This window comes from Pseudomonas sp. BO3-4, from assembly GCF_034044115.1.
Classification (GTDB): domain Bacteria; phylum Pseudomonadota; class Gammaproteobacteria; order Pseudomonadales; family Pseudomonadaceae; genus Aquipseudomonas; species Aquipseudomonas alloputida.
In genome coordinates, this window is record NZ_CP139018.1 from 986,159 (window position 1) to 1,009,104 (window position 22,946).

A 22,946-nucleotide genomic window follows, 5' to 3' on the forward strand; every position below is an offset into this window, starting at 1 on the left:
GGTGAAATCAGTTCCCTGCTTTGATACTGGTCCAGATTCGCGTACGAATACGGTCGATCTTCGCCGGCATCGCCTCCAGCGCATACAGCTTGCCCATCACCTCGTCGCTCGGGTAAATCATCGTATTACCCTTCATCGCCGGGTCCACCAGCCCGTCCGCCTTGAGGTTGCCGTTGGCGTACTGGACGTGGTTGCTGATGTTGGCCATCACCTCCGGCTGCAGCAGGTAGTTCATGTAGGCATATCCGGCCTTTTCATCCGGCGCATCGACGGGCATGGCGACCATGTCGAACCACATCGGCGCGCCCTCCTTGGGTATCGAATAGCCCACCTTCACGCCATTGTTCGCCTCATCGGCGCGGTTCTTCGCCTGCAGCACATCCCCCGAGAACCCCACTATCACGCAGATATCGCCGTTGGCCAGGTCGCCCGTGTACTTGGACGAGTGGAAATAGCTGATGTAAGGCCGCACTTTCATCAGCAGGTCCTTGGCCTTCTCGTAGTCCTTGGGGTCTTGGCTGTGATGGGGCAAGCCCAGGTAGTGCAGGGCGATCGGCAGCAGTTCGGGGCCATTGTCCAGCACCGCGACGCCACAGCTTTTCAGCTTGCTCATGTACTCGGGTTTGAAGATCAGGTCCCAGGAGTCCACGGGCGCGTTGTCGCCGAGCACCGCCTTGACCTTGTCGATGTTGTAGCCAATACCGGTACTGCCCCACAGGTAAGGGAAGCCGTACTGGTTGCCCGGGTCGTTCACCTCCAGCGCCTTGAGCAGCACCGGGTTGAGGTTGTGCCAGTTAGGCAGCTGGGATTTGTCCAGGCGCTTCAAGGCCTTGCCCTGGATCTGCCGGGCCATGAAATGGTTGGAGGGGAACACCACGTCGTAGCCGGAATTGCCGGTCATCAACTTGCCATCGAGGGTTTCATTGCTGTCGTACACGTCATAGGTCGGCACGATGCCGCTGGCTTGCTGGAAGTTCTTCAACGTATCGGGGGCCACGTAGCTGGACCAGTTGTAGATCTTCACCGTTTCAGCGGCGCTGGCCACGTTGGCGGCCAGCATCAGGGGTGCGAGGAGGAAGGTGCGCATGTCGGGTTTACCTTGCTTTGTCTGTTGTTATCGAAGGCAGGCGATCAGCGGATCAGAAAATAAGCACGTAGGTCTTGCGCACGGTCTCCAGGATGTCCCAGGTGCCGGTGCTGTTGGCCGGTAGCATCAATGCGTCTCCGGCTTCTATGACCAGGGGCTCGCCACCGTCGGGGGTGAACGTGCAGCGGCCCTTGATGAAATGGCAGAACTCCTGTTGCACGATCTGCCGCCGCCAGCGCCCTGGGGTGCATTCCCAGATGCCGGTTTCAACGCCATCGCTGCGCTCCACGCAGGTGACTGACGTGACTGCCACGGGTTCGCCGAGCGGTACCGCGACCGGGTTGGAGCTGTCGAGCACGGCAAATTCGGTGTTCTTGAACTGGGTGATGCTCATGACCGGTGGATCCTGTACGAGTGATAAGGGAAGTCAGTGCATGAAGCCTTCCATGAAGTCCGCAACCGAGATGGCCAGGCGCCTCCTCCACGGCGCGCTGGCGGGGTTGGCGAGGGTCCGGTCCTCGTGGACGAAGCTCTGGATGATCGCGTTGTAGCCCAGCCAGCGGCAGGGCTCGGGAGGCCAGCTGGCCAGGCTCGATAGCGGACGGTTGTCGAGCACCCAGGGTTGCGCCGTCAGTTCGTTGCGCTGGTTGAGGATCAGCGCCGCTAGGGTGCGTCCACCCAGGTTGGTAGCCCCCACGCCTTCGCCGCCGTAGCCGCCGGCAAGGGCGATGCCGCGCTGGCGGTCGCAGAGCATGTGTGGGCGGAAGCGCCGCGCCATGCCCAGGTTGCCGCCCCAGGTATGAGTGATGCGTACCTGTTTGAGCTGCGGGAACAGTTCGCCGAACAGGTAGCGGCGCAGTTCGACTTCGTGTTCGTCGAGGTTGAAGTTTTCGCGCAGACGCCCACCGAAGCGGTAGCCACCGCGAGCACCGAAGACCAGGCGGTTGTCGGCAGTGCGCTGGCCGTAGGTGACCTGGCGGCTGCTTTCACTGAAGGCTTGGCCCTTGCTCAGGCCAATCTGCTCCCAGGTGGCCTCCGGCAGCGGCTCGGTGGCCACCAGCAGGCTCTGTACCGGCAATTGGTGTTTGCCCAGTGGCGGCAGGCTGGCGGCGTAACCCTCCACGGCAGGTACCATCCACTGGCAGCGAATCTGTGCCAGCGGGGTACGCACCTCGCTCGGCTGCCAGTCGATGGCCGGGGTGTTTTCGTAGATCGTTACGCCCAGCGCTTCCACTGCCCGGGCAAGGCCGCGCACCAGCTTGGCTGGCTGGATGGTCGCCGTGTGCGGGCTGTAGATGGCTCCAAACGCATTGCTGACCCGCAGCTGGCTCCCCAGCTGCTCGGGGCTCAGCCAGCGGTAGTCGTCCTCGGTCATGCCTTGACGATACAAGTCGTCGAGGTAGGTGCGCAGGCTGCGTTCCTGCTCCGGGTAGCGCGCCGCGCAATAAAGGACGCCGCCTTTGCGGTAGTCACAGTCGATGCCTTCGCTTTGCAGCACGCGATGCACTTCATCCGGGATGCCGTGCAGCAGGTCGATGCTGGCGCGGCGCTGTTGCGGCGAGAGGGTGCCGAGCAGGCGGTCTTCGCCGAGCAGGTTGCCCATCAGCCAGCCCCCATTACGGCCGGAGGCGCCGAAGCCAGCGATTTGGGCTTCGATCACCGCGATGTTCAGCTGGGGTGCCTGGCGCTTGAGGTAGTACGCGGTCCAAAGGCCGGTATAGCCGGCACCGATGATGCACACGTCAACGTCGAGGTCATTGCGCAGTGCCGGGCGCGCGCACAGCGGCTCGTCGAGCTGGTCCATCCACAGGCTGAGCGTGCGCAGGGGTTGCATCGGGTTCGGCTCCACATCCGTCAAGGTCTGTGGGCGATCGTAGTGGTGTCAGCGGGCAGCTGTCTTACGTGCGTGCACGCAGGGAAATTTGCTTCAGGTAGGCCTTGGGCGTGAGCCCGGTGTGCTCACGGAAGCACTTGTAGAACGCCGACAGCGAGTTGAAGCCGGCACTGAAGGCCAGCTCGTCGATCGTCGCCTCGACGCTGTCATCGCCGAGGCTGGCCATCAGGTGCTGCAGGCGTGCCTGGTTGACGTAGCGGTAGAAGCTTTGCCCCAGCACCTGGTTGAGCAGGTAGGAAATCTGGTTGCGGCTGTAGCCGCTGGCGTCGGCGACCTGTTGCAGGTCGAGCTCCGGGTCGAGGTAGGGGCGTTGACGCTGGAAGTAGTGCTCCAGGTCCTGGGCCATGGTCGACAACTGCCGGGGCGACAGGCCCAGGCGGCTGGTGGCAGGGCGCGGACCGCTGTTGGCGTGGCCTGTGCCGTTCCGGCGGACCAGCGTGGCGTATTCGTTGACCCGCCAGATCAGCCCGTCCCTGACGGTGATCGCCTCGCTGGACTGGAACGCAACCAGGCCGTCGCCGCCCTGGACCGTGACCTGATACTGGATGAATGCGGTGCAGCCATCGACGCGGATGCGGTCGCTGTGGACGATGTCCTCGCCGGCTTCATGGGGCAGACAGGCGCGTACGTAGTCGCGCAGTTCCTGATGGCCGAGCACGCGGTTCTGAAAGAAGTCGTGGTACTGGATATCGGGGTGGTAGAGCGCCATGACACCGTCGAGGTCGCGATGCTTCCAGCAGAGGTGGTAGCGCAGCACGATTTCGGCGGTAAGCGGCGTTTGCTCGGGGCCGTCGGGGAGGGTGGTGGCGATCATGGGTGGATAGTGCATTGCAGAACACCCAGGTGCAAGGGCGTGGATCCTGCATATTGCACGGTTTGCTCAGACGGCTTGGAGGGTAAGCCTTTGATTCTTATGAATGTAGTTTTTTGATACAACTGGCATGGCGGCTGCACCTTTCTTGTCACCATCGAACAAGGAGAAAGGCCATGCGCTCGATACTGCTTTGGATGATTGGGGTGCCGATTCCGGTGATCATTCTGATCTGGTTCTTTATGCATTGAGATTTTGGGGGCCGCTTTGCGGCCCTTTTGCTACAACTCTTCGCTACAAAAGGCATGTGCAAGGCAGGGCCCGGATGTCGGGCTTGAGATCAATAAATCCAATTTGGTGTTCTGATGAACACCAAAGGTCTCGTTGAATTAGTAATATTTAGTGTAGTAAGTGCAGGTGGAGTGTTGTCTGAAAGTTCCTACAGTATTCTCTTGGCACTTGCCGCTATCTCTACAGTACTAACTAACTCGTTAATGATGTTGCTAGGCTGGTGGACGTGCCGAAATACGTTAGTCTGTAGATTCTTGTCAAAATAGGTGTTTGATTTCTGCTGTTTTCCCGATTACTGTCTGAGGAGGTTCAGGAATAATTCATAATTAAGGACCATTGCTATGGACGTATTCATGGGGTTGCTGGCTGCGGTGTTCTGGGGGTGCACCGACTTCTTGGTCGGCGTGAACGCAAGAGCGGTTGGAGTAAAACGGGCGGTATTTTTCGGTCAGTTGCTAGGGCTTTTCTTGATGGCAATCATTATTGCCATTTCAGCCGATCAGTGGCAGAAATTTACTTCTGCGCCCTGGCTCACGATAGGGTTAGGAATTGTCGCCTCTCTATGCACCGTAGTAGGAGCGCTGGCGCTTTCAAAAGCTTTCGCTATTGGCAAGACAGCCATCGTGGCGCCCCTGGTCACTTCGTATGGTGTTTTTACAACGCTGTTGGCATGGCTGGGTGGTGATGCCCTTTCCGCTTGGCAGGTGGTCGGTATCCTTGTCTGCTTTTTCGGCGTGCTGTTGGCCTGCCGCAGCGATAATGGTGGTTTCGATCGTAAGGTCACCAGCGTAATGTCTGTGTGGTTTGCTTTGTTGGCGGCCATGCTTTACGGCATCAGCTTCTGGATTCAGGGGAAATTCACCTTGCCGGCGCTGGGACCGGTGAACATGCTGGCGCTAGGGTATGCGGTGGGGGTCATTTTTTTGATCCATGAAGCCGTCAGGTTTCTGCGGGACCATACGACAATAATGCTGAAGACCTATGGCTCACTGTGCGGGGCAAGTCTTTTCAACTTGGGAGGGTTTTCTGCGTTTTCTTGGGGGGCTCTAAATGGCTCGGTGTCCGTTGTCACCGTCATCAGCACGTTGTCGGGTGGTATTGCCGCGATCCTGGGGTACTTCTTTTTTCGCGAGCGGCTGTCAGTCATCCAGATCGGTGGTGTTAGCCTAGTGTTGTCAGGGGCTTTGCTTCTGCACCTGTATGGGTGACATTTTCTTCGGTATAGAAATTGTAGATTTTGTGGGTGTGCCAATGGCGTATTTCTTCGCTGTGGGCCTGTAGATATGAGTGCTGATAGTAATGGACTATCAAATCTATCTTGCGAAAGTCATGTTGATATGTTGCCTTGCATGGCAGTATTTGCGGTAGTGGTTGAAACTGGAAGTTTTGTAGACGCATCTGCCCGATTAGGCTTGACGGCGTCTGCAGTCAGCAAGCAGGTATCAAAGCATTGAAAATGCCTTGTCCCGTACACAAAAAACTGACACTTCCCTGATGGTCGAATCCCGGTATCCGTCCGGCCAACACATCTTCCTGACGGAACCGGCGAAGGCCATGGTGTCCACCTAAAAGTGGACACCATTTCTGACCCATCAAGCGCATTTTCCAGGCCTCAGCGCCGTACCTACAATAAACCTTTCAAAGCCCAGAGTGCGACGAGCCCGGCGCCTCCATCGCAAACATCGCCTTGGACTACAGCCTCAATGGCAACCTCGTCCACAAATGGATTCAGCTCCACAATCAAAAAGCCTTGGTACTTCAGCTGGGCAGCGCAGCAAACTGCTGTTTTTCGCATTGAGGGCTGCCCAGTTTTCTAACAGTTAAAGAAACTGCTCCGCATAGTGGCAGGCAACCTGCCGCGTACTCACCTGCCTCAGTGCCGGCACCTCCTTGGCACACCGCTCGGTCGCATACGGGCAGCGTTTGTGAAACGCACACCCATCCGGCGGGTTCAGCGGGTTGGGGAGCTCCCCGACGATACGAATTTTCGGCTTCAACGGGTCTGGATGAATCGCCGGTGTCGCCGACAGCAGCGCCTGGGTATAGGGATGCAGCGGCTTGTTGTAGATGTCCTCCTTCGGCCCCATTTCTGCCGGCCGCCCCAGGTACATCACCAGTACCTGATCCGCCACATGCCGCACCACCGCCAGGTTGTGCGAGATGAACACGTAGGCGGTGTTGAACTCCTTCTGCAGATCCATGAACAGGTTCAGCACCTGCGCCTGAATCGACACGTCCAGCGCGGAGGTCGGTTCGTCGGCCACCAGCACCTTGGGTTGCAGCATCATCGCCCGGGCCAGGGCGATACGCTGGCGCTGGCCGCCAGAGAACATGTGAGGGTAGCGCTGGTAGTGCTCGGGGCGCAGGCCGACCTGCTCCATCATCTTCTGCACTTTGTCGCGGCGCTCGGCCTTGCTCAGCGAGGTGTTGATCAGCAGCGGTTCGGCCAGTTGGTCGCCGATCTTCTGCCGTGGGTTGAGCGAGGCGTAGGGGCTCTGGAACACCATCTGCACATCGCGGCGCAGTTGTTTGCGCTCTGCCTTGCTGGCGCCCTTCACCTCGGTGCCGGCAATTTGCAGCGAGCCGGACGACGGCTCTTCGATCAGGGTCAGGGCGCGGGCCAGGGTCGACTTGCCGCAGCCCGACTCGCCGACCACGGCCAGGGTCTTGCCGGCCTCCAGTTCGAACGACACGCCATTGAGCGCGCGCACCAGCGCATGGCCCTTGAACAGCCCGCGGGAGACTTCGTAGTGCCGGGTCAGCTCCCGGGCAGATAGAACGACGGCCATCACGCCACCTCCTGGTTCAGCGGGTAGAAGCAACGCACCAGGCTGTGGGCCTGTGGGTCGAGGGGCGGGCGCTGGCGCCGGCAATTGTCCTGTACATAGGGGCAGCGCGGTGACAGCAGGCAGCCGACCGGGCGGTCGTAGCGGCCGGGGACGATGCCAGGCAGTGTGGCCAGGCGCTCGGCGCCAATGCTGTGCTCGGGGATCGCGGCGAGCAGGGCTTCGCTGTAAGGGTGGGCGGGCACATCGAACAGTTCTGGCACCTGGCCCACTTCCACGGCTTGGCCGGCGTACATCACGCACACCCGCCTGGCGGTTTCGGCGACCACGGCGAGGTCGTGGGTGATCAGGATGAGCGCCATGTTGCGCTCCTTCTGCAGGTTGACCAGCAGTTCCATGATCTGTGCCTGGATGGTCACGTCGAGGGCCGTGGTCGGTTCGTCGGCGATCAGCAGCTTGGGCTCGCCGGCAATGGCCATGGCGATCGCCACACGTTGGCTCATGCCGCCTGACAGCTGGTGCGGGTAAGCGTCCAGGCGGCTTTCGGCGGCCGGAATCTCGACCTTCTTCAAGAGCTCCAGAGCACGCTGGCGGGCAGCCTTGCCCTTGAGGCCCAAGTGCTGGCGCAGCACTTCCTCTATCTGGAAGCCCACGGTGTAGCTGGGGTTGAGCGCGGTCATCGGGTCCTGGAAGACCATGGCGATGTCCTTGCCCACCACCTTGCGCCGCTGACGGCCGCTGAGCTTGAGCATGTCGGTGCCGTCGAAGGTGAGGGCGTCGGCGGTGATGCGCCCGGGGGCATCGATCAGGCCCATCAGGGCCATCATGGTGACCGACTTGCCCGAGCCAGACTCGCCGACGATGGCCAGGATTTCGCCGGCATCCACCGCCAGGTCCAGGCCATCGACCACCGGTACCGCGTTGGCGTCGCCGAAGCGCACATTCAGGTTGTTGATCTGCAACAGTGACATGGCGTTCTCCTCAGGCGGCGTTCTTGAGTTTCGGGTCCAGCGCATCGCGCAGGCCGTCGCCCATCAGGTTGATTGCCAGCACACTGAGCAGAATGGTCAGGCCAGGCAGGCTCACTACCCACCAGGCGCGCTCGATGTAATCCCGGGCCGAAGCCAGCATGGTGCCCCACTCGGGGGTTGGCGGCTGTACGCCGAGGCCAAGGAAGCCCAGTGCGGCGGCGTCAAGGATGGCCGAGGAGAAGCTGAGCGTGGCCTGCACGATCAGCGGTGCCATGCAGTTGGGCAGCACGGTGACGAACATCAGTCGGGGCAAGCCGGCGCCGGCCAGGCGGGCAGCGGTGACGTAGTCGCGGTTCAGTTCGCCCATCACCGCGGCGCGGGTCAGGCGCACGTAGGACGGCAGGGAAACGATGGCGATGGCGATCACGGTGTTGATCAGGCCAGGGCCGAGGATGGCGACGATGGCCACGGCCAGCAACAGTGACGGCAGCGCCAGCATCACGTCCATCAGGCGCATGATCGACGGGCCGAGCAACTGCGGGAAAAAGCCGGCCAGCAGGCCAAGGAGAATGCCCGGGATCAGTGACATCACCACTGACGACAGGCCGATCAGCAGCGACAGCCGTGCACCTTGAATCAGCCGCGAAAGCAGATCACGGCCCAGTTCGTCGGTGCCCAGGATGAACTGCCAGGTGCCGCCTTCCAGCCACACCGGCGGGGTCAGCAGGAAGTCGCGGTACTGCTCGCTCGGGTCATGCGGGGCGACCCAAGGCGCGAACAGCGCGCAGAACACCACCAGGCACATGAAGGCCAGGCCCATCACCGCGCCCTTGTTGCGCGCGAAGGCTTGCCAGAATTCTTTGTACGGGGAGGGGTAGAGCAGGCTCTGGTCCACCGGGCTGGCCGGTGACACGGATTTTGTAATCGGGCTAGTCATGGCAAGGGCCTCAGCGCTGATGACGGATGCGTGGGTTGGCCAGGCCGTAGAGGATGTCCACGACGAAGTTGACCAGAATCACCAGGCAGGCGATCAACAGGATGCCGTTCTGGACCACGGGGTAGTCACGGGCACCGATGGCTTCGATCAGCCATTTGCCGATGCCCGGCCAGGAAAAGATGGTTTCGGTCAGCACCGCACCGGCCAGCAGCGTGCCGACCTGCAGGCCGAACACGGTCAGTACCGGGATCAAGGCATTGCGCAGGCCATGGACGAACACCACACGGGCCGGCGACAGGCCTTTGGCGCGGGCGGTGCGGATGTAGTCTTCGCGCAGTACTTCAAGCATCGACGAGCGGGTCATGCGGGCGATCACTGCCAGCGGGATGGTGCCGAGCACGATGGCCGGCAGGATCAGGTGCATCACAGCGTCCTTGAACGCGCCTTCTTCATCGCTGAGCAGGGTGTCGATAAGCATGAAGCCGGTCTTCGGCTCGATGTCGTAGAGCAGGTCGATGCGCCCGGACACCGGGGTCCAGCCCAGGCTCACGGAGAAGAACATGATCAGGATCAGGCCCCACCAGAAAATCGGCATCGAGTAGCCGGCCAGTGATATGCCCATGACCCCGTGGTCGAACAGCGAACCGCGCTTGAGTGCGGCGATTACACCGGCCAGCAGGCCGACGACGCCGGCGAACAGCAGGGCGGCGAAGGCCAGTTCCAGGGTGGCCGGGAACAGGGTGAGGAACTCGCGCCACACGCTTTCGCGGGTGCGCAGCGATTCGCCAAGGTCACCCTGGGCAAGTTTGCCGACGTAGTCCAGGTACTGGACCGGCAGTGGCTTGTTCAGGCCCAGGCGTTCCATGGCCTGGGCATGCATTTCGGGGTCGACCCTGCGCTCGCCCATCATCACTTCCACCGGGTCGCCGGGGATCAGGCGTATGAGCGCGAAGGTCAGCAAGGTGATGCCGAAAAAGGTCGGTATCAGCAGGCCAAGGCGCCGGGCAATAAAACTCAACATTGTCGGGGTTACCTCATCAGGCCGTGGGGCGATCAGCCCGGTACGGCAGTGCCGCCGGTCCCCGTGTGGGTCGCCGGCGGTCGTTGTTGTTCTACTTCACCTTGGTGGTGGCGAAGTTATTGTTGGTCAGAGGGCTGATCACGTAGCCCTCCACGTTGTCACGCATGGCCGTGAACACCTTGGGGTGGGCCATGCTGATCCAGGGTTGGTCGTCATCGTACACCTTCAATGCCTCGCTATAGAGCCTTGCGCGCTCGTCGTTGTCGATCACCTCGCGGGCACGGGTGATCAGCTCCTGGAATTTCGAGTTGCACCAGCGCGCGTAGTTCTCACCGTTTTTGGCGGCCTCGCAACTGAGCAGCGGGCCAAGGAAATTGTCCGGGTCGCCGTTGTCGCCTGCCCAGCCGGTGGACACCAGGTCGGCTTCGCCCTGCTTGGCGCGGCGCAGCATCTCGGCCCATTCCATCACGCGAATATCCAGCTTCAGGCCGATCTGCTTGAGGTCGGCTTGCAGCATTTCGGCGGACAGGCGCGGGTTAGGGTTGGTCATGCCGCCGCCGTTGCGGGTGAACAGGGTGATTACCGTGCCCTCGGGTACACCGGCCTGCCTGAGCAGGGCGCGGGCTTTGTCGAGGTCGCGCGGTGGGTTCTGGTTGTGGGTGTTGTAGCCGATCATGGTGGGTGGGTAGGGGTTTACACCCACCAGTGCGTTGCCTTTGCCAAACAGTTGGTTGACATGGGTCTGGCGGTCGAAGGCCATGTTGATGGCTTTACGCACGCGCACGTCGTTGAGGTATTTGTGCTGGGTATTCATGGCGATGTAGCCGGTGACCAACGCTTCGGTCTCTGCGACCTTGAGCCTGGCGTCGGCCTTTATCGACGGCACATCCTCGGGTTTGGGGTACAACGCCACCTGGCACTCGTTGGCGCGCAGTTTCTGCAGGCGCACGTTGCTATCGGTAGCGATGGCGAATATCAGGGCGTCGGCTGGCGGCTTGCCGCGAAAGTAATCCGGGTTAGGTTTGAAGCGGACCTGCGCATCCTTGTTGTAGCGCTGGAAGATGAACGGGCCGGTGCCGATCGGCTTGCTGTTCAGCGCTGCGGTCTTGCCGGCCTTGAGCAACTGGTCGCCGTATTCGGCAGAGTAGATCGAGGTGAACCCCATCGCCATGTCCCGCAGGAACGGCGCTTCCGGGCGGGTGAGGGTGATCACCACCGTGTGGTCGTCGGTTTTGTCCACCGACTTGAGCAGTTGCTTGAAGGCCATGCTTTCGAAGTACGGGTAGCCGACGCTGGTCTTGTCGTGCCATGGATGGGCGGGGTCGAGCTGGCGGCGCAGGCTCCACAGCACATCGTCGGCGTTGAATTCACGGGTTGGGGTGAAGTACTCGGTGCTGTGGAACTTCACCCCCTGGCGCAGGTGAAACGTGTAGGTCAGGCCGTCGGCTGAAATGTCCCAACGCTCGGCCAGGGCCGGCTGGATATCGGTGGTGCCGGGCTTGAAGTCGACCAGGCGGTTGAACAGGGTTTCGGACGCGGCATCGAAAGTGACCCCAGTGGTGTACTGAACCACGTCGAACCCTTCCGGGCTGGCTTCGGTACACACCACCAGCGGCTTGGCGGCCAGATGCGTGGCGCTGCCCAGTATCAGCGCTGCCAGGGTAAGGCGCAGCACTGGCGTTTTCCTGAAAGCTATCTGCATAGGTTGAAGTCTCCCTGCGTGCATTGATTCCAGCGTAGCTGCCACGGCCCGCAGCGAAACAGGCCGTGGCGCCCGCGCTCAGAGAATGTTGAACGGAATGGTGGTGACCACGCGGAACTCATCCAGGCTGCCATCGCCCTGGGCCTTGCTGGCGCGATGGGTGGTGTAGGTGGCGCGTATGCTGGTGTCTTTCAGCGGCCCGCTCTGCAGCGCGTAGCTGGTGCCGATACCCCACTCATAGTGGGTTTCGCCATCCAGGCCATTCACGTCGTAGGCAGTGCCGCGGTAGTGAGTGCCGTCGATACCCCAGCCGCGGGCGTTGTACAGGTTGAACTTCAGGCCAGGCACGCCATAGGGCGCCATGTTCAGCACATAGGAAATCTGCAGCGATTTCTCGTTGGGGCCGTTGAAGTCCGACAGCAGCGAGTTGGCCAGGAAGATGCCGTTGGTTTCGTGCAGGTAGTCGAAGTACTCATTGCCGTTGACCTGCTGCCAGGAGGCGCTGAGGGTGTGGGCCTGATGGGTCAGGCCCAGTGACAGGCTGTAGGTGTCGTTGTCGATCTTGCCCATTTTCTGGCTGCCGGCGTCGACGGTCTTGTAGTAGTTCAGGCCGGTGCTCAGGCTGAGCACTGCGCTGTCGCCGAGCACATGGTTGGCGCCGAAGTAGTACTGGTTCCAGAAGTCGTCGACCTTGGTGGCGTACAGGCTGGTACTCAGGCTCTTGAACGGCTGGTAGTTGATGCCGGCGGTGCTGGCACGGTCGGTTTCCACGCCGGTGGCGCTGTACTCGCTGCGGAACTTGCTGAGGCTCTGTTCGGTACGTGGCGAGACGCGGTCGAAGGTGCCCAGGTCGAGGCTGAGGTTGTCGAATTCAGCGCTGTGCAGGAACGCGCCCTGGAAGCTCGAGGGCAGGGCGCGGTTGCCGATGTAGGCGATCATCGGCGTATCCACCGATTGGCGGCCAAGGGTAAGGGTGGTGTTGGACACGCGCGCCTTGATATTGCCCAGGCCCAGTTTGCTCCACTGGCCGACGGGGTCGCCATCGCTGTGGGTGAGGGTGCGGTTGTTGGGGCCGGCGATGGCTTCGCGGCTCTGCTGCAGGGCGATGGCGTTGTAGCCGGCAGCCTCGACGGCGAAGCCCACGGTGCCCTGGGTGAAGCCGGAGCTGTAATTGAGGATGGTGCCCTGGACCCAGTTTTCACGGCTGTGGGTGTCGTGGCGGGTGCCGTCGTTCTTGTAGTACTTCCACAGTGGCGCGCGTGCGGCACGTTCACGGGCGTACCAGTTGCGGGTGCTGCCGGACAGGCTTTGGCCGTCGATGAAGCCGCTGGCTTGCGCTTGCTCGCTGCTGCTTTTGAGGGTGAGCGGGAGGTAGTCCTGGCTCTGCGGATCTGCCTGGGCCACCGTGGAAAAGGCACCGATGGATAACGCCAGTGCGGTCAAGGTGAATACTTTCAAGGTTAAAGCTCCCTTTCTTTTCTAGTTATGGCCGGCCTTGTGGGCCGGGTGATTGCTGCGGTGTTGCCAGGGGTGCCGCGGGATCGCCGGGCAGAATCGGGGCGTTGTGTTGGCCGTTCTGGCCTCGTCGCGGGCAAGCTCGCTCCCACAGGTAGGGCGCAGTGTCCGAACCTGTCGAGATCCTGTGGGAGCGGGCTTGCCCGCGAAGAGGCCGGTACTGGCTAACGCTTAATCAACACTCACACCGGAAAAATCATTGCGCCCAAACGGGCTGACCTTGAACTGGGAAACCTTGACGCTAAGCGGCTGGCTCACGGTGGAATGCGCCACCGGCGTAATCGGTACCTGCTGCTTTAGCCGCTGCTGGGCCTGCTGGTACAGGGCGGTGCGTTGCGTACGGTCGGTCACTTGCTTGGCCTGCTTGACCAGGCTGTCGTACTGCGGGTCGCACCACTGCGAGTAGTTGTTGCTGCCGATGGCATCGCAGCTGTAGAGGGTGCCCAGCCAGTTGTCCGGGTCGCCGTTGTCACCGGTCCAGCCGATCAGGGCGATGTCGTGCTCACCGTTTTTCATGCGCTTGAGGTATTCGCCCCATTCGTAGCTGACGATGCGCACCTTGAAACCGAGTTTGCTCCAGTCGGCCTGGAGCATTTCGGCCATCAGCTTGGCATTGGGGTTGTACGGGCGTTGCACCGGCATGGCCCACAGGGTGACCTCGGTGCCAGGTTTGACACCGGCCTGCTGGAGCAGCTGTCTGGCCTTTTCGGGCGCGTACGGGGCGTCCTTGATGCTGTCGTCATAGGACCACTGGGTTGGTGGCATGGCGTTGACCGCCCGTTGGCCGGCGTCCTGATACACCGCCTGGAGGATGGCTTTCTTGTTGACCGCCATGTCCATTGCCTGGCGCACTTCCAGGCGGTCGAAAGGTGGGTGCTGGGTGTTGTAGGCGATGTAGCCGAGGTTGAAGCCTGGTTGCTGGAGCACCTGCAGTGTGCTGTCGGCCTTGAGCGCCGGCAGGTCAGCCGGGCGGGGGTGCAGGGTGACCTGGCATTCGTTGCGGCGCAGCTTCTGGATGCGCACCGACGGGTCGGTATTGATCGAGAACACCAGGTTGTCGATCTTCACCTCGTTCGCTGCCCAATAGTCCTTGTTGCCCTTGTAGCGGATCTGCGAATCCTTCTGGTAGCGCTGGAACACGAACGGCCCGGTACCGATAGGCTGCTGATTGATGTCGCTGGGGCGTCCACTGGCCAGTAGCTGCTCGGCGTATTCAGCGGAGAGGATGGAGGCAAAACTCATGGCCAGGTTCTGGACGAACGCGGCATCGACGGTGTTCAGGGTGAACACCACGGTCAATGGGTCGGTCTTCTCGACGCGGGCGATGTTCTTGTCCAGGCCCATGCCGTTGAAATAGGGAAACTCGGTAGGGTAGGCCTGACGGAACCGATGACCCTTGTCGAGCATGCGGTTGAAGGTGAACAGCACATCGTCGGCGTTGAACGTGCGGCTCGGGCTGAAGGCCTTGTTGCTGTGGAACTTGACCCCTTCACGCAGGTGGAAGGTGTAGCGCAGGCCGTCGTCGGACACCTCCCAGTGCGTCGCCAGGGCCGGGTGCACGGCGGTGCCGCCACGTTCGAACTCGACCAGGCGGTTGTAGATGGGTTCGGCGGCGTCGTTGTCGGTGGCGCTGGTGTACTGGGCGGTGTCGAAGCCGGCGGGGCTGCCTTCAGAGCAGAACACCAGGTTGTTGGCCAGCAGGACCGGGGATTGGCTGACCAGGCCCAGAGCCAGCAGCGCGGAAAGGCGGGTAACGTGGCGCATGGCAAATCCTTTTTCATCTGTTCGCGCCGCCTCCGGGTACGAATGGCGGCAACAGTTCGCCGTCCCCGCAGCGTATGGCCGCAGGACGACATGAAGAGGTGGCGGGGGTGAAGGGCACCCGCGATTCAGCGGGTGCCTCAGTCAGCCTATTTGTCCACGCTGACGCCGTAGAAGGAATTCAGCGCGAACGGGCTGATCTTGAAGTCCTTCACCTTGGCGCTCATGGGCTGGTAGACAGTGGAGTGGGCGATCGGGGTGATCGGTACCTGCTCCTTGAGGATATGCTGCGCCTTTTGGTACAGCTCGGTGCGCTTGGCCTGGTCGGACGTGGCCTTGGCCTGCTTGATCAGGTCATCGTAGGGCTTGTAGCACCACTTGGAGAAGTTGTTGCCATCGACGGCATCGCAACCGTAGAGGGTCCCCAGCCAGTTGTCCGGGTCACCGTTGTCACCGCTCCAGCCAATCAGCATGGCACCCTGTTCGCCGCCTTTGGAGCGCTTGATGTACTCGCCCCATTCATAACTGACGATCTTCGCCTTGATACCGATCTTGGCCCAGTCGGACTGGAGCATTTCGGCCATTAGTTTGGCATTGGGGTTGTACGGGCGTTGCACGGGCATGGCCCACAGGGTGATTTCGGTGCCTTCCTTGATGCCGGCTTCCTTGAGCAGTTGCTTGGCTTTCTCGGGGTCGAAGGCGGCGTCCTTGATGCTGTCGTCATAAGACCACTGCGTGGGCGGCATGGCGTTGACCGCCAGCTGGCCGGCGCCCTGGTACACCGACTCGATGATTTTTTTCTTGTCCACGGCCATGTCCAGCGCCTGTCGGACTTTCAGCTGGTCCATGGGGTTGGCCTCGTTGCTGCCCTTGATCTTGTCCATCACGTTGTAGGCGATATAGCCGAGGTTGAAGCCGGCCTGCTGCGGCATTTGCAGGTTCTTGTCGGCTTTTAGCGGCTCGATGTCGGCCGGGCGTGGGAACAGGGTGACCTGGCACTCGTTCTTTTTAAGCTTCTGCATGCGCACCGAGGCGTCGGTGGTGATGGCAAAGATCAGGTTGTCGATCTTCACGTCCTCGGGCTTCCAGTAGTCCTTGTTGCCCTTGAAGCGGATCTGCGCGTCCTTCTGGTACTTGCTGAACACGAACGGGCCGGTGCCGATCGGCTTCTGGTTGATGTCGGCGGCCTTGCCATTCTTGATCAACTGGTCGGCGTATTCGGCGGACTGGATCGAGGCAAAGCTCATGGCCAGGTTCTGGATGAACGCGGCGTCCACCTCGTTGAGGGTGAACTTCACCGTGTGCTCGTCAAGCTTCTCCACCTTGGCAATGTTCTTGTCCATGCCCATGTCGGTGAAGTATGGAAACTCGGTGGGGTACGCCTTGCGGAACGGGTTGTCCTTGTCGAGCATGCGGTTGAAGGTGAACAGCACGTCGTCGGCGTTGAACGGGCGACTGGGCTTGAAGTAGTCGGTGGTGTGGAACTTGACCCCTTCACGCAGGTGGAAGGTGTAGGTCTTGCCGTCGTCGGACACTTCCCATTTGGTCGCCAGGCCCGGGATGACCGCAGTGCCGCCGCGCTCGAACTGGGTCAGGCGGTTGAACACGGTCTCTGCCGAGGCATCGAAGTCGGTCCCGGTGGTGTACTGCCCCGGATCGAAGCCGGCTGGGCTGCCTTCGGAGCAGAACACCAGGTTGGATGCGGCAACGGCCGACGGTGCGCCGCTGAGCAAGCCTGCACCCAGCAGGAACGGAATGACTGCGTGTTTGAGCATGGTGGCCTCATTGTTGTCATTTTTTGGATGAGGTGGCCTCGTGAGCCGACCTGCGGATACTTATGCAGGGGGCGTTCCCAATGCAACAGGTACAAGGATAGTTGACGCCGGGAAAGTGGCACGAACGTACATGGATGTCGCATCGGTATAACTTTTGGCGAAGTTAAACGTTTGCGTAGGCAAAATGATGGCGTTTTGCGCGATGTTTCTAGGAAGGGGAAAGCGTAGGACGCACCCTGTTGGTGCGTAAGAAATGTCTGAAAATCGTGAAAATGACGCAGTCACCCGTAGGAGCGGGTTTACCCGCGAACACGGGCGAAGCCCGTGCCATCCACCGCCGTGTCTTGCTCGCGGGCTCCCACAGATGATGCGTGGACGCCTTATGGCATCTGCACTTCGATCAGGCCATCGGCATTCATGCTCACTTCACTGGTGCCCGCCTCGATATCTGGCGCCGGTGCTGCTTCATCAGCCCCCATGGCCTTCATCGCCATCGGCGCGCTACGCAAGTACGGGCGCGGGTAGCCGCTGCTGTTGAGGTTCAGGCTCACCACTTTGTAGCCTTTGCCACCCAGCGCTTCGGTCGCCAGTTGCGCGCGTGCCTTGAAGGCATCGACCGCATCCTTGAGCAGAGCATCCTCGCTGGCCTTGCGCGTGGCCGGGGCGATGGAAAAATCCATGCCAGCCATTTTCAGCTCTTGCAACAAATCGGCGGTAAGCTGGGACAAGGCCGGGAAGTTGGCGCTTTCAAGGCGCAGTTCGGCGCGCTCGCGCCAGCCGGTAATTTTCTGGCCCTTGCTGTCATACACCGGGTAGCTGTTGCGGCTGCCTTGGCTGATCTTCACGTCCTTGACCTGGCGCGACTGCTGCACGGCCTTGTTCATGGTTTCAGTAATCTGCTTGGCGAGCTTGCCCGGGTCGCTGTTCTGCGCTTCGCTGTACAGGGTCACGACCATCAGGTCGCGCGCCACTTCCTTGCTGACTTCGGCACGCAGCGATACCTGGTTGAAACGCGGTTCATCGGCAGCCAGTGCCGGCAGGCTGGCGAGCAGGCCGCAAGACATGATCAGGGCGGCGCCGCGACGTGGGATTTGCATGTGGTACTCCTTGGCATTTAAAGGCGTGGGGGCTGGTCATCCATTCCACGCATGGCCCATAGGACCGGCAACAGTGTAGTGGGTTCAAAAGTGCCATCATGAACCTGTGACAAAGTGTGGCGCTTTGCCGCATCGCTGCAGCGAGGCGCCCGGCTTCGGTATACTCCAGCCGATTTTTCTGGAGCACTCATCAGGAGAGCTCATGCTCGCCGCCGTACAACCGTTGTCCGCTACCCGCCAGAACCTCTGGCGCCTGACCGTCATTCGGGTCCTGGTCCTGGCTGCCCAGGCCGGCTCGGTGGGCGTTGCCTACTGGACCGAACTGCTGCCGTTGCCCTGGCTGTCGCTGGCCGGCACCTTGGCCTTGTCTTCGTTGCTGTGTGCCTTCACGGCCCTGCGCCTGCGGCTGTCGCTGCCCGTCACCGAAATGGAGTACGCCCTGCAGCTGGCCTGTGACCTGCTGATCCACAGTGCCTTGCTGTATTACTCCGGCGGCTCGACCAACCCGTTCGTGTCGTATTACCTGGTGCCGCTGGCGATTGCCGCGGTGACCTTGCCGTGGCTGTATTCGCTGATCCTGTCGGGCATTGCGCTGACGGCCTACAGCTTGCTGCTGGTGCAGTTCTACCCGCTCGAAGGGCTGCCGATGGCGCGGGACAAGATGCAGGTCTACGGCATGTGGCTGAGCATTGCCCTGGCGGCGGCTGTGATCACCTTCTTTGCCGCGCGCATGGCCGAAGAGCTGCGCCGCCAGGAGCAGCTGCGTTCAGAGCGGCGTGAAGAAAGCCTGCGCGACGAGCAACTGCTGGCTGTGGCTACCCAGGCCGCCGGTGCCGCCCATGAACTGGGTACGCCGCTGGCGACCATGAGCGTGCTGATCAACGAAATGCGCCAGGACCACACCGACCCGCTGTTGCAGGAGGACCTGCAGATCCTCCAGGACCAGGTAAAGCTGTGCAAAGAGACCTTGCAACAGCTGGTGCGCGCAGCCGAAGCCAACCGGCGCCTGGCCATCGTGGAGCAGGATGTGACTGCCTGGCTGGACGAGGCGCTCAACCGCTGGCACCTGATGCGCCCGGAAGCCAGCTACCGCTTCCAGCGCCTGCGCGACGGCAAGGTGCCGCGTCTGGCGCCGCCGCCAGACCTGACCCAGGCGTTACTGAATCTGTTGAACAATGCCGCCGATGCCTGCCCTGATGATCTGGAGGTTCGCCTGGACTGGGACGCCCAGGACATCGTCATCAGTATCCACGACCATGGTCCTGGTGTACCGCCAGCCATTGCCGAAGCCATTGGCAAACCTTTTATTACCACCAAGGGCAAAGGCTTCGGCCTGGGCCTGTTCTTGAGCAAGGCCAGCGTGACCCGTGCGGGCGGCTCGGTGAAACTCTATAGTCATGAACAGGGTGGCACCCTGACCGAACTGCGCCTGCCCTATGGCAAGCGAGGAGATGAATGATGAGCGAAGAAAACCAGGTCGAAAGCGAAGAGCTGCCGCACCTGCTGCTGGTGGATGACGATGCCACCTTCACCCGGGTCATGGCCCGGGCCATGAGCCGTCGCGGTTTCCGTGTGAGCACTGCCAGTTCTGCCGAAGAAGGCTTGATTCTGGCCCAGCAGGACCTGCCGGACTACGCCACGCTGGACCTGAAGATGGATGGCGACTCCGGCCTGGTGCTGCTGCCCAAGCTGCTGGAACTGGACCCGGAAATGCGCGTGGTGATCCTGACCGGGTACTCGAGCATTGCCACCGCAGTGGAGGCGGTCAAGCGCGGTGCCTGCAACTACCTGTGCAAGCCGGCTGACGCCGATGATGTGTTGGCAGCACTGCTGTCGGAGCACACCGACCTGGATACCCTGGTGCCGGAAAACCCGATGTCGGTCGATCGCCTGCAGTGGGAACACATCCAGCGCGTGCTGAACGAGCATGAAGGTAATATCTCGGCCACCGCGCGGGCGTTGGGCATGCACCGACGGACGTTGCAGCGCAAGCTGCAGAAGCGGCCGGTTCGGCGCTGATTCTGTATTGATGATGTTGGCCTGTTCGCGGGGGAATCCGCTCCTGCAACTGTGAGCGCGGGCTTGCCCGCGAAGGGCTGCAAAGCAGCCCCCATCAAGGCGAGCACGATGAAGGTACTGTTGGTCATCCTTGCGCTGGTTGCAGGTAGCGCCAAGGCGGAGGACTGGCCTGACCCGCAGTGGCAGAACGACCCCGCCACCCTCGACTGGCAGGCCGTCGACGCTTACGCCTTTCCTGCACGCTCCCCCTCGGAGCGCAGCGGCATCCGCACGGACGCTCTGCTGATCATCCGCGACGGGCGTATCCTCCACGAGCGCTACACCGCGCCCACCCGTGCCGCCACCGCGCACCTGACCTGGTCAGTAAGCAAGAGCGTACTGGCCACGATAATGGGCGTGGCCCAGGGCGAAGGCCGCTTCCAGCTGCAAGACCCGGTCAGCCGCTTCTATCCACCCATGCGCGCCCACCCAGGCGTGCGCGTGGCCGACCTGCTGCACTGGGCCAGTGGCCTCGAGTGGCAGGAAGACTACGAATACGCGCCGCTGAAGTCCTCGGTGGTGGCCATGCTGTATACCCGTGGCCGCGCAGACATGGCTGCCTACGCGGCGGCGCGGGGTGCCACCGCCAGCCCCGGTCAGCGGTTCCTCTACTCCAGCGGCGACAGCAACCTGCTGGCCGCCGCGCTGCGCGGCATGCTCGATGCCGGGCAGTACCCCGACTACCCCTGGCACGCACTGTTCACCCCGTTGGGTATCGGCAGTGCGGTGTGGGAGCGTGACCGGGCAGGCACCTACGTAGGCTCCTCCTATCTCTACCTCAGTGCCCGTGATTTGGCCCGTATTGGCCTGCTGATGCAGCGCGACGGGCGCTGGCAGGGCCGACAATTGCTACCCAAGGCCTGGGTCTCCTTCAACCGCACCCCGTTTGCCCAGGCCCAAGCGCTGCCTGGTGAGGCCGTCCCTGGTGGCCATTGGTGGCTCAACCAGCCGCTGGCTGGCGCCGAGCGGCCTTGGCCCAGTGCACCGGCAGACACCTTCGCCGCCCTTGGCCACTGGGGGCAGGCGTTATATGTGCTGCCTGAGCAAAAGCTGGTGATCGTGCGCTACGCCGATGACCGCGACGGCAGCTATCGACACGACGAACTGCTCAAGCGGGTGCTGGCGGTACTGGCCGGGGAGGGGGCATGAAGCGGCTATTGCTGCTGGCGCTGGCAGGGCTCCTGTTCTGGGCCTGGCAGGAACGCCAGGCGCTGGCGGACTTCCCCGGCATACTCTCGGCCTACTCGGCCAAGGAATACTGTTCCTGCCGCTTTGTCATGGGCTTCGACAAGGTGTACTGCCAAGGGTACGTGAAGCAGTGGCTGCCACTGAGCCTGCTGGAGGAAAACAGCCAGCAGCGGCGAGTCACCGCTGAAGGCCTGGGGCGACGCAGCCAGGCGGCCTGGCAAGGCGCGCGTGAGGGCTGCCGCTTGCTGCCATGAATGCAGGCGGGTAAGGTTGGCGGCCTGGTTTCACGAGATCTGTCATGTTCAAGTTGCCCCGTCTGCTGCCTGCCTTATTGCTGGCTTTGTGCCTGCCCGCTCATGCCAATTGGCACCTGGATGGCGAATCTTCACGGCTGTCATTCATCACCGGCAAGAACGGCGACACCGCCGAAGTGCATCGCTTTCTGGTGTTGCATGGCACGGTCGATCGCAAGGGTATGGCCGGGTTGAGGATCGAGATGGACTCGGTGAGCAGTGGTATTCCGCTGCGTGACGAGCAAATGCGCGACAACCTGTTCGAGGTCGAGCGCTTCGCCGAGGCCACCGTGAAGGCACAGATTGACCTGCAGCCTATCAATGACCTGGCCGACGGTGCACAGATCGAATTGCGCCTGCCGCTGACGGTCACCCTGCATGGCCAGTCGCACAGTTACAGTGTTCTGTTGCTGGCTACCCGCCTGGATGCGCGGCGCTTCCAGGTGGTGACCCTTGAGCCTCTGGTGCTGCGCGCCGAAGATTTTGGCTTGCTGCCGGGGCTGGAAAGCCTGCGCAAGTTCGCCAGGTTGAAGTCCATCAACCCGTCGGTACCGGTTAGCGCGGTGCTGATCTTCACTGCGCGCTGACATGGCGGGGCCGGTCTTCCCCTGGCGTGATGGCAATCAGTTCGAACTGCTTATCGACGGCCCTGTGTTTTTTCCGCGCATGCTCCAGGCGATCATGCGTGCCGAGTTCCAGGTTGACCTGGAGCTGTACCTGGTCGAGGCCGGGGCCTGTGCCGATGCAGTGGTCGACGCGCTGGAGCAGGCTGCCCGGCGTGGCGTACGGGTGCGGTGCCTGTTTGATGACTACGGTTCATTGGCCTTCAACAGCGCGTTGCGTCAGCGCCTGCTGGACGCTGGCGTGTACTTGCGCTGGTATAACCGCCTGCGCTGGAAGCGTGGCCTGCGTAACCTCTACCGTGATCATCGCAAATTGCTGCTGGTTGATGAACGTTGGGCCGTGGTGGGGGGGACGGGCGTTACCGACGAGTTCTGGACGCCGGGTGAGGCGACCAGCGAATGGCACGAAGTGATGGTGCAGATGCAGGGGCCGGTGGTGAGCGACTGGCAGTTGCTGTTTGACCGTCAGTGGCAAGCCAACAACCGCCGCACCGCCTGGCGCCCTGCTGAAGGCTTTGGTCTGCCGCGTCTGCCCAAGGTGCCTGCGCAGGGGCAGGGCATGGGCCGGGTCGCTTATGCCGACGCCCGCCAGCACCAGGACATCCTGCACGCGCTGGTACGGGCGCTGAACAGCGGCAAGAAACGGGTGTGGCTGGCCACGCCGTACTTCCTGCCGACCTGGAGCGTGCGCCGTTCATTGCGTCGGGCCGCCAGCAAGGGCCTGGACGTGCGTCTGTTGTTGACCGGTCCGCGCACCGATCACCCCTCGGTACGCTACGCCGGGCATCGGTACTACCCGCGTCTGTTGCGTGCGGGCGTGCGGATTTTCGAGTACCAGCCGTGCTTCCTGCACCTGAAGATGGCTGTGGTAGACGACTGGGTCAGCGTCGGTTCGTGCAACTTCGACCACTGGAACTTGCGCTTCAACCTTGAAGCCAACATCGAAGCGCTGGACCCGCCGTTGACTGCGGCGGTGGTGGCCAGCTTCGAGCGCGACTTCGCCCAGAGCGAGGAAGTCGACCTCGCCCACTGGCATGCGCGCCCTTTGTGGCGCAGGGTGAAGCAACGGATCTGGGGCTGGCTCGATCGGTTGGTGGTCAACTTCCTCGACCGCCGTGACTGACAGCGGCTATCGT

21 protein-coding genes are annotated in these 22,946 nt (G+C 61.8%); 8 read left to right on the forward strand and 13 right to left on the reverse strand.

Annotated features, from left to right (window positions below; genetic code table 11):
- Positions 1–7: 7 nt before the first annotated feature.
- The 4 genes from REH59_RS04505 to REH59_RS04520 form a co-directional block, all read right to left on the reverse strand.
- A complete protein-coding gene (locus REH59_RS04505) occupies positions 8–1,087 on the reverse strand; it encodes a polyamine ABC transporter substrate-binding protein (RefSeq protein WP_014860054.1) in 1,080 nt (359 codons plus the stop codon).
- 52 nt (positions 1,088–1,139) lie between these two features.
- A complete protein-coding gene (locus REH59_RS04510; RefSeq protein WP_003248474.1) occupies positions 1,140–1,481 on the reverse strand; it encodes a cupin domain-containing protein in 342 nt (113 codons plus the stop codon).
- A gap of 33 nt (positions 1,482–1,514) precedes the next feature.
- Positions 1,515–2,921 (reverse strand): NAD(P)/FAD-dependent oxidoreductase, encoded by a 1,407-nt coding sequence (locus tag REH59_RS04515; RefSeq protein ID WP_014860055.1) that lies wholly within the window; start codon positions 2,919–2,921, stop codon positions 1,515–1,517.
- A gap of 64 nt (positions 2,922–2,985) precedes the next feature.
- Positions 2,986–3,810 (reverse strand): AraC family transcriptional regulator, encoded by an 825-nt coding sequence (locus REH59_RS04520; RefSeq protein ID WP_020191899.1) that lies wholly within the window; start codon positions 3,808–3,810, stop codon positions 2,986–2,988.
- Between the two features lie 614 nt (positions 3,811–4,424).
- Here REH59_RS04520 and REH59_RS04525 point away from each other — a divergent pair.
- On the forward strand, positions 4,425–5,291 hold the full coding sequence (locus tag REH59_RS04525; RefSeq protein ID WP_014860058.1) for a DMT family transporter: 867 nt from the start codon (positions 4,425–4,427) through the stop codon (positions 5,289–5,291).
- Positions 5,292–5,432: 141 nt separating this feature from the next.
- Positions 5,433–5,537: a LysR family transcriptional regulator gene (locus tag REH59_RS04530; RefSeq protein ID WP_240459588.1), complete on the forward strand. Its 105-nt coding sequence runs from the start codon at positions 5,433–5,435 to the stop codon at positions 5,535–5,537.
- Positions 5,538–5,903: 366 nt separating this feature from the next.
- Here REH59_RS04530 and REH59_RS04535 read toward each other — a convergent pair whose 3' ends face one another.
- The 9 genes from REH59_RS04535 to REH59_RS04575 all read right to left on the reverse strand — a co-directional run bounded on the left by REH59_RS04535 (position 5,904) and on the right by REH59_RS04575 (position 17,648).
- Entirely contained in the window at positions 5,904–6,872 is a 969-nt protein-coding gene (locus REH59_RS04535) for a peptide ABC transporter ATP-binding protein (RefSeq protein ID WP_003255261.1), read from the reverse strand.
- On the reverse strand, positions 6,872–7,840 hold the full coding sequence (locus REH59_RS04540) for an ABC transporter ATP-binding protein (protein WP_003255260.1): 969 nt from the start codon (positions 7,838–7,840) through the stop codon (positions 6,872–6,874). Before REH59_RS04540 ends, REH59_RS04535 begins: the two co-directional genes overlap by 1 nt.
- A 10-nt stretch (positions 7,841–7,850) precedes the next feature.
- A complete protein-coding gene (locus REH59_RS04545) occupies positions 7,851–8,777 on the reverse strand; it encodes an ABC transporter permease subunit (protein ID WP_003255259.1) in 927 nt (308 codons plus the stop codon).
- Between the two features lie 10 nt (positions 8,778–8,787).
- On the reverse strand, positions 8,788–9,798 hold the full coding sequence (locus tag REH59_RS04550) for an ABC transporter permease subunit (protein ID WP_003255257.1): 1,011 nt from the start codon (positions 9,796–9,798) through the stop codon (positions 8,788–8,790).
- 91 nt (positions 9,799–9,889) lie between these two features.
- Positions 9,890–11,500: an ABC transporter substrate-binding protein gene (locus tag REH59_RS04555; RefSeq protein ID WP_265536602.1), complete on the reverse strand. Its 1,611-nt coding sequence runs from the start codon at positions 11,498–11,500 to the stop codon at positions 9,890–9,892.
- A 78-nt stretch (positions 11,501–11,578) separates the two neighbouring features.
- Positions 11,579–12,958: an OprD family porin gene (locus tag REH59_RS04560; RefSeq protein WP_003255254.1), complete on the reverse strand. Its 1,380-nt coding sequence runs from the start codon at positions 12,956–12,958 to the stop codon at positions 11,579–11,581.
- A 228-nt stretch (positions 12,959–13,186) separates the two neighbouring features.
- Positions 13,187–14,779, reverse strand: coding sequence for an ABC transporter substrate-binding protein (locus REH59_RS04565; RefSeq protein WP_003255252.1), 1,593 nt, complete (start codon positions 14,777–14,779; stop codon positions 13,187–13,189).
- 146 nt (positions 14,780–14,925) lie between these two features.
- Positions 14,926–16,551 carry an ABC transporter substrate-binding protein gene (locus tag REH59_RS04570; protein ID WP_014860087.1) on the reverse strand — a complete coding sequence of 542 codons (1,626 nt, stop codon included), beginning with the start codon at positions 16,549–16,551 and terminating at the stop codon, positions 14,926–14,928.
- 380 nt (positions 16,552–16,931) lie between these two features.
- Positions 16,932–17,648: an SIMPL domain-containing protein gene (locus REH59_RS04575; RefSeq protein ID WP_003255248.1), complete on the reverse strand. Its 717-nt coding sequence runs from the start codon at positions 17,646–17,648 to the stop codon at positions 16,932–16,934.
- A 202-nt stretch (positions 17,649–17,850) separates the two neighbouring features.
- Between REH59_RS04575 and REH59_RS04580 the strand changes: the two genes are divergently transcribed.
- From REH59_RS04580 to REH59_RS04605, 6 genes are all read left to right on the forward strand, one after another.
- The gene (locus REH59_RS04580; RefSeq protein WP_014589781.1) at positions 17,851–19,107 is read left to right on the forward strand and encodes an ATP-binding protein; all 1,257 of its coding nucleotides are present in this window, start codon (positions 17,851–17,853) and stop codon (positions 19,105–19,107) included.
- Entirely contained in the window at positions 19,107–19,667 is a 561-nt protein-coding gene (locus tag REH59_RS04585) for a response regulator transcription factor (protein WP_003255244.1), read from the forward strand. The genes REH59_RS04580 and REH59_RS04585 overlap by 1 nt, the downstream gene beginning before the upstream one ends.
- Before the next feature lie 108 nt (positions 19,668–19,775).
- Positions 19,776–20,855 (forward strand): serine hydrolase domain-containing protein, encoded by a 1,080-nt coding sequence (locus REH59_RS04590; RefSeq protein WP_014860088.1) that lies wholly within the window; start codon positions 19,776–19,778, stop codon positions 20,853–20,855.
- Positions 20,852–21,148: a hypothetical protein gene (locus REH59_RS04595; protein WP_012051281.1), complete on the forward strand. Its 297-nt coding sequence runs from the start codon at positions 20,852–20,854 to the stop codon at positions 21,146–21,148. Before REH59_RS04590 ends, REH59_RS04595 begins: the two co-directional genes overlap by 4 nt.
- A gap of 44 nt (positions 21,149–21,192) precedes the next feature.
- Positions 21,193–21,774 (forward strand): YceI family protein, encoded by a 582-nt coding sequence (locus REH59_RS04600; protein WP_004574419.1) that lies wholly within the window; start codon positions 21,193–21,195, stop codon positions 21,772–21,774.
- Between the two features lies 1 nt (position 21,775).
- On the forward strand, positions 21,776–22,933 hold the full coding sequence (locus REH59_RS04605; protein WP_003255240.1) for a phospholipase D-like domain-containing protein: 1,158 nt from the start codon (positions 21,776–21,778) through the stop codon (positions 22,931–22,933).
- Positions 22,934–22,946 lie beyond the last annotated feature (13 nt).

Coding starts and splice junctions, on each gene's coding strand:
- REH59_RS04570 (WP_014860087.1), bottom strand. CDS start 16,551: ATGCTCAAACACGCAGTCATTCCGTTCCTGCTGGGTGCAGGCTTGCTC.
- REH59_RS04595 (WP_012051281.1), top strand. CDS start 20,852: ATGAAGCGGCTATTGCTGCTGGCGCTGGCAGGGCTCCTGTTCTGGGCC.
- REH59_RS04545 (WP_003255259.1), bottom strand. CDS start 8,777: ATGACTAGCCCGATTACAAAATCCGTGTCACCGGCCAGCCCGGTGGAC.
- REH59_RS04585 (WP_003255244.1), top strand. CDS start 19,107: ATGAGCGAAGAAAACCAGGTCGAAAGCGAAGAGCTGCCGCACCTGCTG.
- REH59_RS04530 (WP_240459588.1), top strand. CDS start 5,433: ATGGCAGTATTTGCGGTAGTGGTTGAAACTGGAAGTTTTGTAGACGCA.
- REH59_RS04600 (WP_004574419.1), top strand. CDS start 21,193: ATGTTCAAGTTGCCCCGTCTGCTGCCTGCCTTATTGCTGGCTTTGTGC.
- REH59_RS04565 (WP_003255252.1), bottom strand. CDS start 14,779: ATGCGCCACGTTACCCGCCTTTCCGCGCTGCTGGCTCTGGGCCTGGTC.
- REH59_RS04605 (WP_003255240.1), top strand. CDS start 21,776: ATGGCGGGGCCGGTCTTCCCCTGGCGTGATGGCAATCAGTTCGAACTG.
- REH59_RS04520 (WP_020191899.1), bottom strand. CDS start 3,810: ATGCACTATCCACCCATGATCGCCACCACCCTCCCCGACGGCCCCGAG.
- REH59_RS04540 (WP_003255260.1), bottom strand. CDS start 7,840: ATGTCACTGTTGCAGATCAACAACCTGAATGTGCGCTTCGGCGACGCC.
- REH59_RS04550 (WP_003255257.1), bottom strand. CDS start 9,798: ATGTTGAGTTTTATTGCCCGGCGCCTTGGCCTGCTGATACCGACCTTT.
- REH59_RS04525 (WP_014860058.1), top strand. CDS start 4,425: ATGGACGTATTCATGGGGTTGCTGGCTGCGGTGTTCTGGGGGTGCACC.
- REH59_RS04515 (WP_014860055.1), bottom strand. CDS start 2,921: ATGCAACCCCTGCGCACGCTCAGCCTGTGGATGGACCAGCTCGACGAG.
- REH59_RS04535 (WP_003255261.1), bottom strand. CDS start 6,872: ATGGCCGTCGTTCTATCTGCCCGGGAGCTGACCCGGCACTACGAAGTC.
- REH59_RS04575 (WP_003255248.1), bottom strand. CDS start 17,648: ATGCAAATCCCACGTCGCGGCGCCGCCCTGATCATGTCTTGCGGCCTG.
- REH59_RS04510 (WP_003248474.1), bottom strand. CDS start 1,481: ATGAGCATCACCCAGTTCAAGAACACCGAATTTGCCGTGCTCGACAGC.
- REH59_RS04555 (WP_265536602.1), bottom strand. CDS start 11,500: ATGCAGATAGCTTTCAGGAAAACGCCAGTGCTGCGCCTTACCCTGGCA.
- REH59_RS04505 (WP_014860054.1), bottom strand. CDS start 1,087: ATGCGCACCTTCCTCCTCGCACCCCTGATGCTGGCCGCCAACGTGGCC.
- REH59_RS04590 (WP_014860088.1), top strand. CDS start 19,776: ATGAAGGTACTGTTGGTCATCCTTGCGCTGGTTGCAGGTAGCGCCAAG.
- REH59_RS04580 (WP_014589781.1), top strand. CDS start 17,851: ATGCTCGCCGCCGTACAACCGTTGTCCGCTACCCGCCAGAACCTCTGG.